This window comes from Archangium minus, assembly GCF_044360475.1.
Lineage (GTDB): Bacteria > Myxococcota > Myxococcia > Myxococcales > Myxococcaceae > Archangium > Archangium minus.
Map to the genome: position 1 here is coordinate 2,724,607 of NZ_CP043494.1, position 17,229 is coordinate 2,741,835.

At 69.0% G+C, this 17,229-nt stretch carries 17 protein-coding genes; 7 read left to right on the plus strand and 10 right to left on the minus strand.

Translation table 11 applies throughout. From position 1 onward, the window contains the following. Nucleotides 1–15 precede the first annotated feature (15 nt). From F0U60_RS11180 to gluQRS, 4 genes are read right to left on the minus strand one after another with little or no spacing between them, the layout of a single operon-like run. Complete coding sequence (locus F0U60_RS11180; RefSeq protein ID WP_395817782.1) at nt 16–639, minus strand: tRNA-(ms[2]io[6]A)-hydroxylase; 624 nt, start codon at nt 637–639, stop codon at nt 16–18. A 46-nt stretch (nt 640–685) separates the two neighbouring features. Continuing rightward, the gene (locus F0U60_RS11185) at nt 686–1,525 is read right to left on the minus strand and encodes a DUF4081 domain-containing protein (protein ID WP_395817785.1); all 840 of its coding nucleotides are present in this window, start codon (nt 1,523–1,525) and stop codon (nt 686–688) included. Between the two features lie 57 nt (nt 1,526–1,582). Beyond that, nucleotides 1,583–2,137: an AgmX/PglI C-terminal domain-containing protein gene (locus tag F0U60_RS11190; RefSeq protein ID WP_395817788.1), complete on the minus strand. Its 555-nt coding sequence runs from the start codon at nt 2,135–2,137 to the stop codon at nt 1,583–1,585. Between the two features lie 57 nt (nt 2,138–2,194). Beyond that, nucleotides 2,195–3,139: a tRNA glutamyl-Q(34) synthetase GluQRS gene (gene gluQRS / locus F0U60_RS11195; protein WP_395817791.1), complete on the minus strand. Its 945-nt coding sequence runs from the start codon at nt 3,137–3,139 to the stop codon at nt 2,195–2,197. A gap of 125 nt (nt 3,140–3,264) precedes the next feature. Here gluQRS and F0U60_RS11200 point away from each other — a divergent pair, with 125 nt between their 5' ends. Next, entirely contained in the window at nt 3,265–4,146 is an 882-nt protein-coding gene (locus tag F0U60_RS11200) for a metallophosphoesterase family protein (protein WP_395825188.1), read from the plus strand. Here F0U60_RS11200 and F0U60_RS11205 read toward each other — a convergent pair. The 3 genes from F0U60_RS11205 to F0U60_RS11215 form a co-directional block, all read right to left on the minus strand. After that, entirely contained in the window at nt 4,137–4,517 is a 381-nt protein-coding gene (locus tag F0U60_RS11205) for a hypothetical protein (protein ID WP_395817794.1), read from the minus strand. The two genes, F0U60_RS11200 and F0U60_RS11205, sit on opposite strands and share 10 nt — an antisense overlap. Before the next feature lie 261 nt (nt 4,518–4,778). Continuing rightward, the gene (locus tag F0U60_RS11210; RefSeq protein ID WP_395817797.1) at nt 4,779–5,972 is read right to left on the minus strand and encodes an NAD(P)/FAD-dependent oxidoreductase; all 1,194 of its coding nucleotides are present in this window, start codon (nt 5,970–5,972) and stop codon (nt 4,779–4,781) included. 129 nt (nt 5,973–6,101) lie between these two features. Then, entirely contained in the window at nt 6,102–7,109 is a 1,008-nt protein-coding gene (locus tag F0U60_RS11215; protein WP_395817800.1) for a 3-oxoacyl-ACP synthase III family protein, read from the minus strand. A 185-nt stretch (nt 7,110–7,294) separates the two neighbouring features. Between F0U60_RS11215 and F0U60_RS11220 the strand changes: the two genes are divergently transcribed. Next, a complete protein-coding gene (locus F0U60_RS11220) occupies nt 7,295–7,729 on the plus strand; it encodes a DUF5684 domain-containing protein (protein ID WP_395817803.1) in 435 nt (144 codons plus the stop codon). Between the two features lie 52 nt (nt 7,730–7,781). Here F0U60_RS11220 and fusA read toward each other — a convergent pair whose 3' ends face one another. The 3 genes from fusA to F0U60_RS11235 all read right to left on the minus strand — a co-directional run bounded on the left by fusA (nt 7,782) and on the right by F0U60_RS11235 (nt 12,171). Further along, nucleotides 7,782–9,848 carry an elongation factor G gene (fusA, locus tag F0U60_RS11225; RefSeq protein WP_395817806.1) on the minus strand — a complete coding sequence of 689 codons (2,067 nt, stop codon included), beginning with the start codon at nt 9,846–9,848 and terminating at the stop codon, nt 7,782–7,784. Nucleotides 9,849–10,227: 379 nt separating this feature from the next. Further along, nucleotides 10,228–11,322: an AAA family ATPase gene (locus F0U60_RS11230; protein WP_395817808.1), complete on the minus strand. Its 1,095-nt coding sequence runs from the start codon at nt 11,320–11,322 to the stop codon at nt 10,228–10,230. Nucleotides 11,323–11,343: 21 nt separating this feature from the next. After that, a complete protein-coding gene (locus F0U60_RS11235) occupies nt 11,344–12,171 on the minus strand; it encodes a polyphosphate kinase 2 family protein (RefSeq protein ID WP_395817811.1) in 828 nt (275 codons plus the stop codon). A gap of 48 nt (nt 12,172–12,219) precedes the next feature. On the opposite strand from F0U60_RS11235, the gene F0U60_RS11240 reads away from it, so the two are divergent. The 5 genes from F0U60_RS11240 (at nt 12,220) to F0U60_RS11260 (ending at nt 17,228) form a co-directional block, all read left to right on the plus strand. Next, on the plus strand, nt 12,220–12,576 hold the full coding sequence (locus tag F0U60_RS11240; protein WP_395817814.1) for a PadR family transcriptional regulator: 357 nt from the start codon (nt 12,220–12,222) through the stop codon (nt 12,574–12,576). Nucleotides 12,577–12,675: 99 nt separating this feature from the next. Continuing rightward, nucleotides 12,676–13,845, plus strand: a complete 1,170-nt coding sequence (locus F0U60_RS11245; RefSeq protein ID WP_395817817.1) for an acyl-CoA dehydrogenase family protein — start codon at nt 12,676–12,678, stop codon at nt 13,843–13,845. Nucleotides 13,846–13,921: 76 nt separating this feature from the next. After that, nucleotides 13,922–15,943, plus strand: coding sequence for a BTAD domain-containing putative transcriptional regulator (locus tag F0U60_RS11250; RefSeq protein WP_395817820.1), 2,022 nt, complete (start codon nt 13,922–13,924; stop codon nt 15,941–15,943). A gap of 69 nt (nt 15,944–16,012) precedes the next feature. Then, nucleotides 16,013–16,504, plus strand: a complete 492-nt coding sequence (locus F0U60_RS11255; RefSeq protein WP_395817823.1) for an AAA family ATPase — start codon at nt 16,013–16,015, stop codon at nt 16,502–16,504. After that, nucleotides 16,470–17,228, plus strand: a complete 759-nt coding sequence (locus F0U60_RS11260; RefSeq protein WP_395817825.1) for a tRNA(His) guanylyltransferase Thg1 family protein — start codon at nt 16,470–16,472, stop codon at nt 17,226–17,228. The genes F0U60_RS11255 and F0U60_RS11260 overlap by 35 nt, the downstream gene beginning before the upstream one ends. Nucleotide 17,229 lies beyond the last annotated feature (1 nt).

Below are 17,229 nucleotides of genomic sequence, written 5' to 3' on the forward strand. Positions count from 1 at the left end.
CCCGCGGGCCGCGCTTTAGTGGATGGCGGCGCGCAGGCCCACCTGCTCGAGCACGGCGGCCTCGTGGACGAGCAGCTCGTCCAGCCGGGCGCGCACCGAGGCCTCATCCCCGTTCGTCGCGGTGACGGCCAGCCGGTAGAAGAGCGACTGGTGGCCGTCCTCGGACTGGGCCAGCTCGGCGTAGAAGCGGCGCAGCATGGGGTCCTCGAGCCCCTCGGCCAGGAGGGACAGGCGCTCGCACGAGCGCGCCTCGATGACCGCGGCCACGAGCAGCCGGTCCACCTTGCGACCCTCCGCCGAGGTGCGGATGGCCTTCTGCAGCCCCTGGGCATAGGGGTCGCCCGTGTCGCGCCCCAGCGTCAGGCCCCGCATGGCCATGATCTCCAGCACGCGGGCCAGGTGCGCGCTCTCCTCGCGCGCCAGCCGTGCCATCTGCGCCGGCAGGCCGGGCAGCTCCGGGTACACCTGGATCATCGAGAGGGCGTTGGCCGCCGCCTTCTTCTCGCAGTGGGCATGGTCCACCAGCACCTCGTCGAAGCGCTCGAGCGCGAGGGGCAGCCAGCGCGGATCGCTGGGGACGCGGAGGATGACGGGGCCCTCTCCCGAGAGGGGACGGCGTTCAGGTGTGGGACGAGACATGGTGCACTCCGAAGGGCGCGGAGTGTAACCGTCTCGCTCGCCGATGCTACTCCGTCAGTACCAGGCGCTGCGTCCGGCCGGCCAGGTAGCCCACCTTGCGAGCGATTCGCGCCAGGGACTCGTCCTTCTCTTCTATCCGCAGGGTGAGTCTCGGCAGCGACGACAGCAGGAAGCGGGAGATCTGCCCCAGGCACAGCGTGGCGTGGCCCTTCCCCCGTTGAGAGGGCACCGTGTAGAGGGCCTCCAGCTCCGCTCCGAATTGCGAGCGGCTGCCAATGTCCACCTTGAACACCAGCTCGCCGTTCTCCTCCAGCACGTAGGTGCGCCGCGCCCTCACGCGCTGGGCCACCCGCGCCTCGAAGTGCGGATCCTCCGCGAGCGCGTCCCGATCGTGGATCTCCCGGATCGCCCCCGCCGCCAACGGTACCAGCCGCGGGACGTCCTCCTCGCGCGCCAGCCGGAGCAGCGGGTTGGTGAAGGGGCCCAGGTCATCGGCCGACACGGAGAAGAGGCGGTACGTCTTCGACAGCCGGGGCTTGCCCACGCACAGGCTGCGCACCAGCGCGTCCACCGCTGGCTTCTCGCCCACGGAGCCCTTCAGCCTCACGCGCTCGGCCAGTGCGTCCGCGATGACTCCGGTAAAGGCGCCCTCACTCGCCGAGGGCACCACCAGTCCGCCCGAGCCTCCCACGAAGACGGCCGCGGTGAGCGTCTTCCCATCGAAGCGCCCCCAGTAGCTGAAGCTGCACCGGTTGTCGGCCGTCGCGATGCCGTACTCCTGCAGCAGCCCCAGCAAATAGAGGTTGTGGGCGGGGTCCTTCGCGAGCAGCGCCCTCAGCGCATCGGTGTCCTTGGCGACGAGTTGTTGGACGGTGACGGGGGGCATGTTGCGCGCTCGCGAGTACACCACAGGCCCCGCCGGGGCTTTCAAGAGACTCCGAGCTTACCGGGGTCTGAAGTGGAACGGGTGGGTCAGGGTGAGAGGTGGCTTCCCAGGCGGGGCGGAAAATTGCGTGTCGGCGAGAGTATCGAGCAGGCAGGCGGTGACGAAAGGGTCCTGCACGCTGCTCTCCACCACCTCGCCGCGCTGGAACCGGCCGTGTGCCCCCTGCGCATCGAGGGTGAAGCGCAGCTTCACGGAGTGTGAGCCCGGGTGGCGCACCGAGGCGTCGGCCAGGCACGAGCGCACCAAGGGCTGGACGGCGCGGAGGGCCACGCGGATCTCCTCCTTGCTCCAGGTACCTGGGGGGGGGTCCTCGAGAGGCTCGTCTTCCGGTGGCGGAGGCGGGGAGGGCAGGGGGGGCTGGGGCGTGGGTTCCGGCGGGAGCGCGAGGGTCGGTGCCGGAGGGGGTGCCCGCTTGGGTGGTTCGGGCGGGGTGGGGGCCTCCACGGCCACGGTCTCGACGTGCGTCGGCGTGTCCCTCGTGAGCCAGAGCGCCAGTGCGCTCAAGGCCACGAAGGGGAGGACCACCCAGAGGAAGACGGCTCTACCCGACATGTCCACCTTCAACCCGGGCCTTGGCGACTCGCGTCCCCATGGGGCCCTTTCGTGCCTTCAGTCGAGGCCCAGCGCCGTCTTCAACAGCCCCTCCCGGGCGACGACAGGCGAGCGGGGGAGCAGCTCGGGGCGGAACCTCCGCACCAGCTCCTCCAGGTTCACGGGCTCGCCGTCCCCCAGTCCGCTCCATGCCGCCAGCAGCCCGAGCACCCGCTCGACTGAAATACCCCGCTCGCGCAGCTCGGCCACCGCGAAGGCGCCCTCCCGCTTGGCCAGTCGCTTGCCATCCTCCCCGAGGACCAGGGGCACGTGCCAGAAGCGCGGAGGCACGTGGCCGAGCGCCTCGTAGATTTGAAGCTGTCGGGGCGTCGAGGACAGAAGGTCGTCCCCCCGGAGCACGTCGGTGATGCCACTGGCCACGTCGTCCACCACCACGGCGAGCTGGTAGCTGGCCACCCCATCGTTGCGGCGCACCACGAAGTCCCCCACCACCGTGGCCACGTCCTGGCAGTAGCGGCCGTGCAGCCCGTCCTCGAAGCACCACTCGCCGGGTGCCGCCTGGAAGCGCAGGGCGGGGACTCGCGCGCGGGCCCGTTCGGCGCGGGCCTCGGGAGAGAGCGGGGCGCACGTCCCGGGATAGCGCGGTCCCTCCTCACTCAAGCCATGGGGGGCACTCGCCGCCCGGGCGATCTCCGCGCGCGTGCAGAAGCACGGGTAGACGCGGCCCGTCCGCTCCAGCGTCTCCAGGGCGTTCCGGTAGACGTCATCGCGCTGGCTCTGGATGAGGGGCGGCTCGTCCCAGTCCAGGCCCAGCCACTCCAGGTCCCGGTACAGGTCCTCGAGGAACTGCGGCTTGCAGCGTGCGCGATCGAGATCTTCGATGCGCAGCAGGAACTGGCCTCCGGCCGCGCGGGCCTGGAGCCAGCCGAGCAGCGCGCTGCGGGCATTGCCGAGGTGGATGCGCCCGGTCGGGCTGGGCGCGAAGCGTCCGCGGAAGCTCATGGGGTGTGCGGCAGACTAACCATGCGCAGCTTTCCATGGCCACCAACCTCGCGGCGGGTTAGTCCCGTCCCGAAACCGGGCGAGGGTGCGTGCCCGTGCTGACTGGTGTGCCCTGGATGACCTCGATGCGTTTCCTCCACTGCTCCGATGTCCACATCACCGCCAACTACCTCTCCCTGCCCTTGCTGAAGCTCGGCTGGCGGCGGTGGATCGCCATGGCCGAGCTGTCCGTGGGCGGGCGCAGCAAGGCCTATGCACGGGCTCCCGAGACGCTCGCCACCATCGCCAGCGACGCGGAGCAGCACGGGGTGGACCACTTCATCCTCTCCGGGGATCTCACCGCGTACGCGTTGGATCCAGAGTTCCAGCTGGCGCGCGCCTCGCTCGGCGCGCTGGCCGAGGACCCGGGCCGCTGCACCGTTGTCCCCGGCAACCACGACGTCTTCACCCCAGGTAGCCACCGCGCGGGCCGCTTCGCACGCCACTTCGGCCATCTCCTGGAGAGCGACCTACCCGAGTACCGCCGCGAGGGGGCCTTCCCCTTCGTGCGGCTGGTGGGCAAGGGGGCTGCCGTGGTGGGCCTGCTGTCCGCGCGGGTGCCCTTCGTGCCGGGCTTTGCCCATGGCTACATCGGCCCGGCGCAGTTGGAGGGGCTCGCCGAGCTGGTGAAGGATCCGCGGCTGGCGGGCCGAGCCGTGCTGGTGGTGGTGCACCACGCGCCGCTCACCCACAAGGGCCGGGCGGACAGCCTGCTGCATGGCTTGAAGGACGCGCAGGCGCTCTTCCGGCTGTTGCCCGGGCCGCGCTACGCAGTGCTGCACGGTCACATTCATCACCGCTACCACCACCCAGCCACCGCCGAGCGCCCGCACATCTTCAGCGCGGGTTCATCCACCCAGGCGGGTCGCGAGGGCTACTGGCTCATCGAGGTGAGGGACGGCCAGGTGGTGGGCGGGCAGAAGCACGTCCCGGGTGGGACGCGCGAGCCCGCTCGGGCTCAGGCCTGAAGGCGCTGAGCCGCGTAGCGCCGCACGAAGTGGATCCACCGGCGCTCGTCCACCTCCACCTGCCACTCACTGTTGGGCGTGAGCGGCAGGCGCTGCTTGAGGAAGGTCTCCAAGAGGTCCGCCGCCTTCACCGGCGTGAGGCCGGGCGCGCGGAAGGCAACGCGCAGGAACACGTCGAGCGAGGAGGCCACCTCGACGACGGTGTAGATGCGCAGCGAGCCCACGCGCCGCTGATACTGCACGTCCCCATGCACCGAGGCCGGCGCTTGATCGGCCGGCAGCGCCGTCGTCCAGTTGGACGGTGCGAGAGCAAAATCGAGCAGCTCAGTGCTCGCGTCTTCCAGCGTTGCGTGCTCGTGGATGGAAAGCATGCCGACCTCCCCTGTGTGGCCGTCCCACGAGGAAGAATGTGCCCACGCGCCAAGGGCGTGCAAGGGGGCGGGACAGTGTTCTGTGGGCTCCGTGGGGAGACGTCATCCACGCGTCAGAGGCGTGTGGTAACGCGCTGCGTGGGGTTGGCGCCTGCTTTGCTGGTGAACACTCACCAGTGCGTGCAGGGCCGTGCATGGTTGTCTCCCACGCACATCGCCATGCACCCGTCATCCGTGCGTCACGCGAGGGAGACGGAGCGCTCAGCGCCCGAGTGCCACGCCCGCGAGGAAGCGCCACGAGATGCGCGAGGCCTCTCCACTGATGACGTCCGCGAGCTCGTCGCGGACATGCTCGTTACGAATCGCCGCGCGAAAGGTACGGTCCAGCAGTCGGGGTCGCTCAAAGGCGAACATCAGCCTGCGGTTGAGCTGGAACGCGGTGCGGAAGCGCGTCTGCCAGCGCCGCGCGTAGCCACCGAGTCCCCGCTCCGACAAGTCCCCCGCCGCCACGGCCTCGGCCACCGCTTCGGCGGCGAAGGCACCTGACTCCAGGGCGAACTCGATGCCCTCGCCCGTGAGCGGATTGACGAAGCCGGCCGCGTCTCCCAGCAGCAGCGCCCGATCGAAGTGGGTGTGCCGGGCGAAGGAGCCGAAGGGCAGGTGGTGCCCCTTCACCTTGCCCACGCGCCTGGCTCCGGCCAGCTCCGCGGCCACGTGAGGGCTCGCGCAGAAGCGCTCCATCAGCTCGGGCAGCTTCACTCCGGACGCGGCGAGCTGGTCCGCTCGCAGGCCCAGCCCCACGTTGGCTCGCCCATCTGGCAGGGGGAAGATCCACCCGTAGGCGGGCAGCAGATCCTTCTCCCAATAGAAGGCCATGCTCCGCGGACGGGTCAGGCGGACGTTCTCGTAGTAGGCGCGGACCGCGAAGGCGCCCTCATGGTCCGGGAAGTCGGGCGCCCCGAGCGCGCGCCGCACCACCGAGGGCGAGCCATCGCAGCCCAGCACAATGTCGGCGCGCAGGTCCTCTCCGTCCCGGCAACGCAGGACGATGCCGTTGGCCTCCCGCTCGAGCCCCTCCACCCGCACGCCCTCACGCAGCTCGGCTCCGGACTGGACCGCGCGCTGGACGAGCCGCTCATCGAGCACCTGGCGGGGGATGACGCACGCCTTGCCGCCGAAGAGCCGGGTTGGGATGGCCATGTCCAACACCACGCCTCCCGGGGAGATGGCGTAGATGGCGTCCACCGGCGCGGCCTCGGTGCTGGGCAGCGTCCCGAGCCCCAAGCGCTCCATCATCCACAGCGTCCGGGGCGTGCAGCCATCTCCGCAGATCTTGTCTCGGGGGAAGCGTCCGCGCTCGAGCAACGTCACCCGGGCACCCTGCTGCGCGAGGAATGTGGCCGCGGATGAGCCGGCGGGCCCCGCACCGACGATGGCGACGTGGAGGGATTTCATGGGGGCGCGTTCTACCGCCTCGAACCGCGAGCCCGCCAGCATCGAGGCGTGTGAGCCGGCCGGTGCCTAGGAAACTCTTTTTCGGGTTTCCCGATAATCCCCCGGCCTTACCCCCCCTTCTCTACACGTTCACGCTCCAGCAGGAGTCCGCTCGAGCAGGGCTCCGGCCCAGGTGAGGCCGCTGCCCACCACTGCGAGCGCCACCGCGTCTCCCAGTCGTGGGTCGTCCCAGTTCTCTGAGAGCACGGTGGGAGCTCCCGACGCCCCACAGTTGCCGCGACGATCCACATTGTAGAAGTGGCGCGCATCGGCCACCCCGGTGCGCCGCTGCACTGATTCCAGCATGCGCAGGTTGGCCTGATGTCCGATGAGGCTCAGGCCCTCCGCGGTGCGCTCCGGGGACGCCGCCAGGTAGTGCTCACGCAGCGTGAGGAAGGTCTCGGTCGCGCGCTTGATGGCGAAGGTCTGCACCGCCGCGCCCTGCTGGGTGAAGTGCCCGGCGCGAGGCACCTTCACCTTGTCCGCCCCCGAGGGGTCCCCACCAAGCAGCGTCTGGGTGATGCGCCAGGGGCCGGGGATGCGTGGGCTGAGCACCGCGGCGCTGGTGCCATCGCCCCACAGCACGCAGCTGGAGCGGTCCGAGTAGTCCACTACGCGGGTGGAGTTCTCCGGATTCACCACGAGGATGAAGTCCGGCAGGCGCTCGGGCTTCATGCTGTCGAGGAAGTGCAGCTGGGCACAGAAGGAGGAGCAGGCCGCGTTGAGATCTACCGCGGGCGCGTCGATGTTCAGCGCCTCCGCGATGCGGCAGGCCTCCGCGGGGATGCACTCGTCGGGCGAGCAGCCGCCCGCCACCACCATGCCCACGTCCTTCACGCTGCGCCCCGCGCGCTCGAGCGCCATCAACGCCGCGCGCTTGCCCGTCTCCGCGTTGGAGTAGAGGGCCGCCTCCTGGGCGCCGCGGACATCGCGGTTGCGAGTCTCGCGGATGTAGTCGAGCGGTAGCACCGTGTGCCGGGTGCGGATGCCCACCCGCTCGATGATCCAGGTGTCATTCGTCTCGAGGCCGATCTCCTGGAGGAACGCGTTGGTGATGAGGTTCTCCGGGTGGAAGTGTCCGAGGGCATGAAGGAACATGCCCCCATTTCAACCCAGGCCACGTCATCGCTCTGACACGGCCTCGTGGATTTTTCACGGGGGCACGACCTGACGCGGCGCGTGGTGAACGTAAAGGGTCAATTGCATTCCAGTGAACATCCCACGTAACTTCCCGCGTCCTGAAGGGTCCGCACGGAGCGGGCCCCGAAAGAGGGGGTTTTCACATGGAGCAGGCTCAGTACGAGATGACGCAGGAGCAGGCCGCTGCTGCGGCGTCGGGTGGCATTTTTGGGATGCTGGTGGTGTTCGCGTTCGCCGCGGTCTTCCTCGTCGCGATGTGGAAGATCTTCACCAAGGCGGGCCAGCCGGGTTGGGCCTCGCTGGTTCCCATCTACAACATCATCGTGTTGCTGAAGATCGTCGGCAAGCCGACGTGGTGGCTGGTGCTGTTCTTCATCCCGCTCGTCAACGCCATCGTGGGCTTCATCGTGTACGCGGGGTTGGCGAAGGCCTTCGGCAAGGGGATCGGCTTCGCGCTCGGACTCATCTTCCTCTCGCCCATCTTCTTCCTGCTCCTGGCCTTCGGTGACGCGGAGTACGTGGGCGGCGACGCGTACACGCCGTCGGCGGGCCCGCAGCCGATGCGGCGGGCGGCGTAGTGTCCTCCGCGGGCCCGGGGCTCACCTTGCCCCGGGCCCTGTTCTTTGCTGACTACGGATGAGCCGCCGCCAGCACCGACGCCTGGAGCGCGTCGGGCACCGGCTCGTAGGTGGCCAGGCGCAGGGTGGCCGAAGCGCGGCCCTGCGTGCGGCCTCGGAGGCTGGTCACGTAGCCGAAGAGGCTGGCCATGGGCACCAGCGCGGAGATGCGCCGCACCGTGCCATGGCCCTCCATCCCCCGCACGCGCCCGCGCCGGGCGGACAGGTCCCCGAGCACATCGCCCAGGAACTCCTCCGGCGTGGTGACTTCCACATCCATCACGGGCTCCAACAACTGCACGCCCGCCCGGCGAGCCGCCTCTTGGAACGCCAGCGAGCCCGCGACGGTGAACGCCTGCGGTGTGGAGTCACGCACGTGCGTCTTCCCATCGACCAGCCGCACCTCCACGTCCACCACGGGATGGCCCGAGAGCACGCCGCGCTGCATGGCGCCGGCCACCCCCTTCTCGATGGCGGGGATGAACTCCTTCGGGATGACGCCTCCCTGTGTCTCGTCCACGAAGACGAGCCCCGAGCCTCTCGGCGCGGGTCCGACCTCCATCACCACCTGGGCGTACTGCCCGGGCCCTCCGGTCTGCCGGATGTGGCTGTACTCCTGGCGCACGCGCTGACGCAGCGTCTCGCGCCACGCCACCTTCGGCTGTCCCACGCTCGCCTCCACGCCGTACTCGGTTCTCAAGCGGTCCACGACGATCTCCAGGTGCAGCTCTCCCATGCCGGACAGCAGCTGCTGTCCAGTCTCTGGATCCACCTCCACTCGCAACGAGGGATCCTCCGCGGCCAGTCGCGTCAGCCCCTCCTCCATCTTCTGCTGGTCCGTCCGAGAGCGCGCCTCGACGGCGAGCTGGATGACCGGCTCGGGGAAGTGGAGCGTCTCCAACACCACCGGAGCCTCCAGGGCGCACAGCGTGTCGCCCGTGCGCACCCCTCGCAGGTTCAGCGCCGCGCAGATGTCGCCGGCGTGCACCTCGTCCACCTCCTCGCGCTTGTTGGCATGCATGAACATGAGTCGTCCCACGCGCTCGCGGCGCTGCTGGCGGGTGTTGAGCACGGTCATTCCCGTGCGCAGCGTTCCCGAGTAGACCCGTAGGAACACGATGCTCCCCACGGCCTTGTCGTGCATGAGCTTGAAGACCAGCGCGCACAGCGGCTCCTCGTCCCTGGACGCACGGGTGACATCCGACGGCGCGGGCAGGTAGTTGATGATTCCATCCAGCAGCGTCCGCACACCCTTGTTCTTGAAAGCCGCCCCGCAGAGCACCGGCACCAGCTGTCGCTGCAAGGTGCCCGTGCGGAGCGCGAGCTCCAGCTCCTCCTCCGTGATGTCCTCCAGCCGTCCCTCCACGTACTTCTGGAGGAGGGTGCTCTCCACCTCCGCGCAGGCCTCGATGAGGCGCAGGCGCAAGGTCTCGGCCTCCGCGCGCAGCGGCTCGGGAATCTCCCGGGGCTCGCTGCTCTCCCCCGTCTCCTCGTCGAAGAAGAAGGCGCGCATGCGAAGCAGGTCGATGAGGCCGCGGAACTCCGGGCCGGCCCCGATGGGGAGCTGCACCGGCACGGGGTTGGCGTCCAGCCGCTGACGGATGGAGTGCAGGCACATGGCGAAGTCCGCGCCCACCTTGTCCATCTTGTTGAGGAAGGCGATGCGCGGCACTCCATGCCGGTCGGCCTGGTGCCACACCGTCTCGGACTGGGGCTCCACACCCTGGCTGGCGTCGAACACCGCCACCGCTCCATCCAGGACGCGCAGGGACCGCTCCACCTCGATGGTGAAGTCCACGTGGCCCGGCGTGTCCAGGATGTTGATGCGGTGGGAGAGCCCCGCGAAGGGCCCCCGCATCGGCTTCCAGGTGGCGGTGGTGGCCGCCGAGGTGATGGTGATGCCGCGCAGCTTCTCCTGCACCATCCAGTCCATTTCAGTGGAGCCGGTGTGCACCTCGCCCATCGCGTGGATGCGGCCGGTGAAGTAGAGGATGCGCTCGGTGAGCGTGGTCTTGCCCGCGTCGATGTGGGCCATGATGCCGATGTTGCGGTAGCGCTCGATTCGAGTAGTGCGAGACATAAAGACTTCCCGTTCCCGTCGGGTGGCGTCACCCGCGGGTTGAAAGACAGACACTGGTTGAGAGGGATAAGGCGCGTCAGTGCGTCGGCGCGCGCACGCATGCCCGGGAGCGGCCCCTCAGGGACGCTCAGGACGGCGCGAGGACACACGAAGGCCCGAGACGGAGCAGGGGCGGAACCGAGCTCCTACGGCACACGGGAACCAGCCAACCCGCGTACCAGGAGTCCCCGGTCCGCCTGCTCAAATGTCGAGCAGCACCTTGTTGCGGGAGTCGAGACGAACGTCCGCCATCGGCGCGAGCACGCGCACGGACGGCACACCCAAGATGGTGGAGACGGGTCTCATGACGCGGACATATTTAAAGCATCAGCGCCCATTGTCAATCCTGAGCAGGAATTGAACCCTGCATGAGCTCCGTGGCGCCCCCATCCTTGTGCAAGGGAAGGACAGCGGCTCCGGCGTGCTCCTCGAGCGCGGTGGCGAGCTCGTGGGCGTGCGTGGTGACGAACACCTGGCCGCGGCGGCTCGCGGCGGCGATGAGGCGTCCCAACGGTTCCAACAGCGAGGGATGCAGGCTGCTCTCCGGCTCGTTGAGCGCGAGGAAGGGGGGCGGCCGGGGGGAGAGCAGGGCGGCGAGCAGGCAGAGGTAGCGCAGCGTCCCATCGGACAGCTCCGATGCTTCCAGTGGGCGCTGCAGCCCGGGCATGCGCATGCGGAAGGAGAAGCGACCCTCCTCGCTGGAGAGCTCCAGGCTCGAACCGGGGAAGGCGCTCTCCACCGCCGCGTGCAGCCCCCGGTCATCGCCGATGTCGTCGATGGTCATCAGCGCCGCAGCCAAATCTCTCCCATCGTGTGCCAGCGCGGGCGTGCGTACGCCCACCTGGGCGTGACGCAGGGGCGACGCCGGATCGGTCCGGAAGTGATGGTAGAAGCGCCAGCGGAGCAGCTCTCCGCGCAGCGCGCTCAGCAGCGGGAAGCGGTGCGGTTCGGAGATCTGCGCCAGCACGGACTCGCTGCCCCACAGCTCGGCCCCAAAGGTGGTGCGGTGGCCCTCCGCGTCGCGCGCGAAGGCGCTCCGGGAGCGGCGCTCGGCCACCACGTGCCGGCGCTTGCCCTCGTGGAGCCACACCGTCTCCTCCTTCACGTCAGGGTCCAGGCTGAAGGGACCCTCGGGGGGCGGCACGACTCCGCAGGACAGCTCGTAGGCGAGGTCCTCCAGCCGCACGCCCACGGTGAGGCGCGCGGGCGCTCCCTTCTTGCGAGGGCCCGCCCACAGGACGGAAGGCAGCCCGCCCTCCTCGGCCAGCGAGCGCGCCAGGGTTCCCTCGGCGCCGGTGTGCAGCAGCTGCAGCGCACGGTAGACGTTCGTCTTGCCGCACCCGTTGGGGCCCACCACCACCGTCACCGGCGCGAGCGGGAAGCGCAGCGATTGGACCGAGCGGTAGCCTTCAATCCACAGCTCTCGGACGGGCATGCCGCCGCACTGTACAGGGTCCTACTTGCCCTTGCGCCAGGCCTCGAGCTCCGCCTTCTTGCGCGTGCCCACCTCGTCGAGCCGCTCCTGCCAGCGCTTGCGATGGGGCCGGAGGGCCTCGACGAGCGTGCGCGCCACCACCAGGTTCCGGTACCACTTCGAGTCCGCCGGGACGATGGTCCACGGGGCCTTCTTGGTGGAGGTGCGCGCGAGGACTTCCTCGTAGGCCTGGGTGTAGTCGTCCCAGTGCTCCCGGTCCTCCCAGTCCCCGGCGTTGATCTTCCAGGCCTTGCGCGGCTCCTTCTCCCTGTCCAGCAGGCGCTGCTCCTGCTCCTCGCGGCTGATGTGGAGGAAGAACTTCAGGATGATGGTGCCGTGCTCGGCGAGCATCTCCTCGAAGTCGCGGATGTGCCCGTAGCGCTCCCTCCAGAGTGACTCCGGGGCGAGCTTGTTCACGCGCACGACGAGTACGTCCTCGTAGTGCGAGCGGTTGAAGATGGCGAGTTCGCCCTTGCGAGGGGTGCGCTGGTGGATGCGCCAGAGGAAGTCGTGCTCCCGCTCCTCCTCGGAGGGCACGCCGAAGGAGGCGACGCTGACGCCCCGGGGGTTGAGGTAGCCCGCGACGTGCTTGATGGTGCCATCCTTCCCGGCCGTGTCGCGGCCCTGGAGCACGATGAGCACGGAGTTCATGCGCGCGCCCCACAGCAAGTCCTGCAGGTCGAAGAGCTCCTCCCCGAGCACGTCCAGCTCCCGCTTCGCCTCGTTCTTGTCCGTCTTGTTTGGAGGGACCGTGGGGATTGCGTCGAGACTGATCTTCTCGCCCTGCTTGTCGATGGTGATGATGTCCATGCGCCCCTCTCTGGAGTCCAACGGTCAGGTTTCCATGGGGGGTGGGGTATGACAACCCGTACGGAGGGCCACATGGCGGACGAGCCGCTGGAGTTGTTGCAGGGCACACTGGACATGCTGATCCTCAAGAGCCTGTCGTGGGGCCCGTTGCATGGCGCCGCCGTGGCCGAGTCCGTGCACACGCGAAGTGGACAGGAGCTGACGGTGGAGGAGGGCGTGCTCTACCCGGCGCTGCACCGGCTGGAAAAGCGGGGCTGGCTGGAGTCGGTGTGGGGCCTGTCGGAGAAGAACCGCCGCGTGAAGTTCTACCGCCTCACCCCCGAGGGCCACGAGCACCTGAAGGCCGAGACGCAGACGTGGAGGCGCTATGTGTCCGCAGTTTCTCGGGTTTTGGGAGTGCCGTGAGCCTCGTCACGCGCCGGTCACACCCCTGGCGGTAAACCTCACTCCCGTCGGAATTGGCGCATGGGGGGGAACTCCTGCGACCCCGACCAGGAGTGAAGCATGAAGAACGCTGACGCAACGAAGGTGCTGGAAGCCGCGCGTGACCTGGCCCCGGTGATTGCCGCCCGGGCCGCCGACATCGAGTCGGGGCGGCGGCTACCGTTGGATCTGCTCGAGCAGTTCAAGCGGGCAGGGTTCTTCCGAATGTTCGTACCCCGCAGCCACGGCGGCTACGAGGCGGACCTGTGGACCTCCTGTGAGCTCCTGGAAACATTGGCCCGCGTGGACGGAGCCGCCGCCTGGACGACGATGATCGGCATGGAGAGCCCGCACCTCTTCGCGCTCCTGCCTCGCGAGCGCTTCGACGCCATCTACTCGGCCGGGCCGGACGTCATCATGGGCGGCCCCTTCAGCCCGCAGGGACAGGCCCTGGTCGAGAAGGGCGGCTATCGCGTCACCGGGCGTTGGGCCTTCGCTAGCGGCTGCGAGCATTGTGACTGGATGTTCGCCAACTGCGTCGTCCTGGAGAACGGCCAGCCGCGTCCTGGCCTCATCCCGGGTGCACCCCAGACACGTGCCATGCTCTTCAAGGCCAATGAGGTGCGCATCATCGACACGTGGAACGTGCTCGGCCTGAAGGGCACGGGCAGCCATGACGTCGCGCTCGAGGGCGCCTTCTGCCCCGAGGAGAACTCCTTCGACATCTTCTTTGGCGCGTCCAACATCCAGAGTCCGGGCTTCGTCGCGCCGGTGCTGCACTTCGTCCTGCACATGGCGGCGGTGGCGCTGGGCATCGCCCAGGGCGCGGTGGATGACGTGGTGCAGCTCGTCACGAAGGGCAAGCGGCGGCTGTACGCCCGCGTCCCGCTCATCGAGTCTCCCGTCTTCCAGCTCGAGCTCGGCCGCACCGAGACGAGTGTGCGCGCCGCCCGCGCGCTTCTGCGCGACACGGTGGAGGAGCTCTGGTCCGCGTGTGTGAATGAGCCCGCCTCCGTTCTCTCCCTGGCGCCGCGCATGTCGGCCACGCTGGTCTGGGTGACGGAGACAGCGGCCAGTGTAGTGGAAACCTGCTATCGGGCCGGGGGAGCCCACGCGCTCAAAGATGGCTCATCCCTACAGAGACGCTTCCGCGACATCTACACCTTCAGGCAGCATGCGTCCGCCGCTGAGGGGTGGTTTGGCCAGGCCGGGGCCGCCCTCCTTGGACAGCCGACGGGCTTCTGGACCTGAGGGCACTCGCTGACGAGACCCAAGGGCGTCGGTTGTTCTCCCGGGCGGCAGGGGGGAACACGTGGCGGATTGGCGGTTGGAAGTTCTCGGAGGTGCCCGGCTCTTGGGTCTCGCGGAGCCCTTGGAGTTGCAGCGGCGTGTGGCCGCGGTCCTGGCATATCTGGCGCTGGAGGGGCCCACGCCGAAGTACAGGCTGGCGGGTCTGCTGTGGCCTGGCTCCGGTGAGGACACGGCGCGCAACAACATGCGCCAGCTCCTGCGCCGGCTCCGAGTGGCGACCGGTGCGGACCTGGTGCTCGGAGGGGACGTGGTCTCCCTCTCCGAGCGGGTGTCCACCGACGCGGTGGAGCTGGAGTCCCATGTCTTCGCAGGCCGCCACACTCGGGCCCTGGCGTTGGCGGGCTCGCTGCTGGGCACCTTGGACTTCGACGACTGCCCGGACTTCGAGGCGTGGGTGCTGCGCGCCCGCGAGCAGCTCGAGGCCCTGCGGTGTCGCGCCGCCCGTACCGAGGCGGACACCCGCGAGCAGCAGGGGAACCTGGCGGGGGCGCTGCATTTCGCCGAGCGGCTGCTGGTGTTGGATCCGCTCTCCGAGGAGGCCTACCGACGGCTGATGCGGCTGCTCTACCTGTCGGGAGACCGGATGGCGGCGCTGAACCTCTTCGAGCGCTGCCGGAAGATGTTGTTCGAGGAGTACGGCGCAACGCCTCACCCGGACACGCTCGCGCTGGTGCGAGACATTGAGCGTGGGCAGGTGCGGCCTCGTGCTCCCGGGAGCCCGCCGAGCCGGACCCTGCCCTTGTCGGTCCTCCGTCCTCCGGTGTTGGTGGGCCGCGCATGGGAGTGGGCGCAGTTGGAGGCAGCGTGGGAGTCGAGGCAGCTCATTCTGCTGCTGGCGGAGCCGGGCGTGGGCAAGACGCGCCTCGCGCATGACTTCGCGGCCTCCAAGGGGCTCTACACGGTGTTCGCGGCCCGGCCTGGAGACGTGGACGTGCCCTACTCGCTGTTCGTTCGGAATATCCGGGAGATCTTCTCCGAGCGGCCTGAGATTCCACAGGGCTTGGAGCCGTGGATTCGCCGGGAGCTGGCGCGCCTGATGCCCGAGCTCGCGCCCGGCGAGGAGGTTCCCCCCATGCGCAACGAGGGGGAGCGCGTGCGCTGCCTGGATGCCTACAGCGAGGTGCTCCGCCGCTGCACCGAGGGGCTGGCGTGCTTCATCACCGACGACGTGCAGTTCGCCGACTCCGCCAGCTTGGAGATGGGGGCCTATGCCTATGCCCGCTTCCACACAGCCGGCACCTTCCCCGTCATCATCGACTGCTGCCGCCGCGGTGAGCTCAATGGCGAGGCGCAGGTCATCCATCAACGGCTGGAGGCCTCGGGCCTGGCGGTGACCCTGAACCTGGAGCCTCTCTCGCCTGATGCGGTGGGCGAGCTGCTGAGCAGCCTCGACCTGCCGGATGCCGAGTCTCTCTCGAAGGAGCTAACGCGCTACACGGGAGGCAACCCCCTCTTCATCACGGAGACGCTCAAGCACCTGATGGAGTCAGGCAGCTTGGAGCGGGGATGGCCGGAGCGATTGCCGCCTCCAGGGCGGGTGCGCCAGCTCATTCAGCAGCGCCTGGAGCGGCTGTCGCCTCTGGCACTCCAGCTGGCCCAGGTGGCGGCGCTGGCCCTCATGGAGTTCAACCTGGAGTTGGCCGGCGAGGTGCTGGAGGTCAGCCCGCTGTCATTCGCCCAGCCGCTGCGTGAGCTGGAGGCGGCGCAGATCCTCCGGGGCGAGCGCTTCACGCACGACCTGGTATTGGAAGCCGTGCGCAGCTCCCTTCCCTCTGCGCTGGGGGCTCTGCTGCATCGGCGCCTGGCTCATCAATTGGAGCTCAGGCGGGCAGCCCCGGGGGTCATTGCCCAGCACTGGTTGGACGGCGGCGAGCCCCGGCGTGCTGTGCCCTTCCTGCTGGCTGCGGCGCAGGTGGAAGAGTCTCACCTACGACGGGCGGAGGCGGCCACGAACTATGGGCGTGCCGCCGCCATCCTGGAGTCCTTGGGCGAAGTGGAAGAAGCGGCCCGGTTGAGGAGCCGGAGCCCCTCGGTGTGAAGAGGGGAGCGGACGGCCGCCCTCGACGTCAGGGCTCCGGAGTGCACACCGTCAGAGGAGAGACGCGCCATGGAAATCGTCCTCTTCATCGGTCTGCAGGGCTCCGGGAAGAGCAGCTTCTACCGGGAGCGCTTCGCGGCCACGCACGTGCACGTGAGCAAGGACCTGTGGCCCAACGCGCGTAAACGCGAGGCACGGCAGCGGCGGCTCATTGCCGAGGCGTTGGCCCAGGGGCGCTCGGTGGTGGTGGACAACACCCACCCGCTCCTTGCTGAGCGGGCGCCGCTCATCGCCATCGGTCGGGAGAAGGGGGCGCGGGTGGTGGGCTACGCCTTTGAGTCGGACCTGGAGACGTGCCTTGCGCGCAACGCGGGGCGAGTGGGGCGGGCGCGGGTGCCGGACAAGGCGCTCTACATCACCCGCCGGAAATTGCAGTGGCCCTCGTACGCCGAGGGCTTTGATGTGTTGTTTCACGTGCGGGTCGACCCGCGGGGCGGCTTCCACGTGCGGGAATGGAGGGAGGGAGATGAATCCGAACGACTTCGAAGCCCGGATGCGTGAGGGCGAGTTCTTCCACTCGCTGCGGCTGCTGCGCGGGGCGTGGTGCGTGCTGCGAGTGGATGGGCGGGGCTTCTCGCGCTTCACCGAGTCGCGCTACGAGAAGCCCTTCGATGTCACGCTGCACCAGCAGATGGTGCGCACGGCCTCGGCGCTGGTGGAGGAGCTGCGGGGCGTCTACGCGTACACCGAGAGCGATGAGATCTCCGTCCTCTTCCGTCCGGACTGGTCGCTTTTTGACCGGGAGGTGGAGAAGCTGGTGTCCATCTCCGCGGGCCTGGCGAGCGCGACCTTCACGCACGTGGCGGGAGTGCCGGCAGTGTTCGACAGCCGGGTGTGGATGGGCGTGGGCGAGAGCGCGGTGGTGGACTACTTCCGCTGGCGGCAGGCGGACGCAACCCGCTGCGCGCTGAACGGCTGGTGCTACTGGACGCTGCGCAAGGAGGGCCAGAGCGTGGCGCAGGCCACTCGGGCGCTGCACGGCAAGTCGGTGGGATTCAAGAACGAGCTCCTCTTCCAGCGGGGCATCAACTTCAACGAGCTGCCGCTCTGGCAGCGCCGGGGCACGGGCCTCTCCTGGGAGCGGTACGAGAAGGAGGGAGTGGATCCACGCAACGGCCAGAAGGTGAGCGCCTGGCGTCAGCGGCTGCGCGTGGACGAGTCCCTCCCGATGAAGGAGGAGTACGACGCCTACGTCCTCGAGCGGATGCGTGCCCCCGCCACGTGAG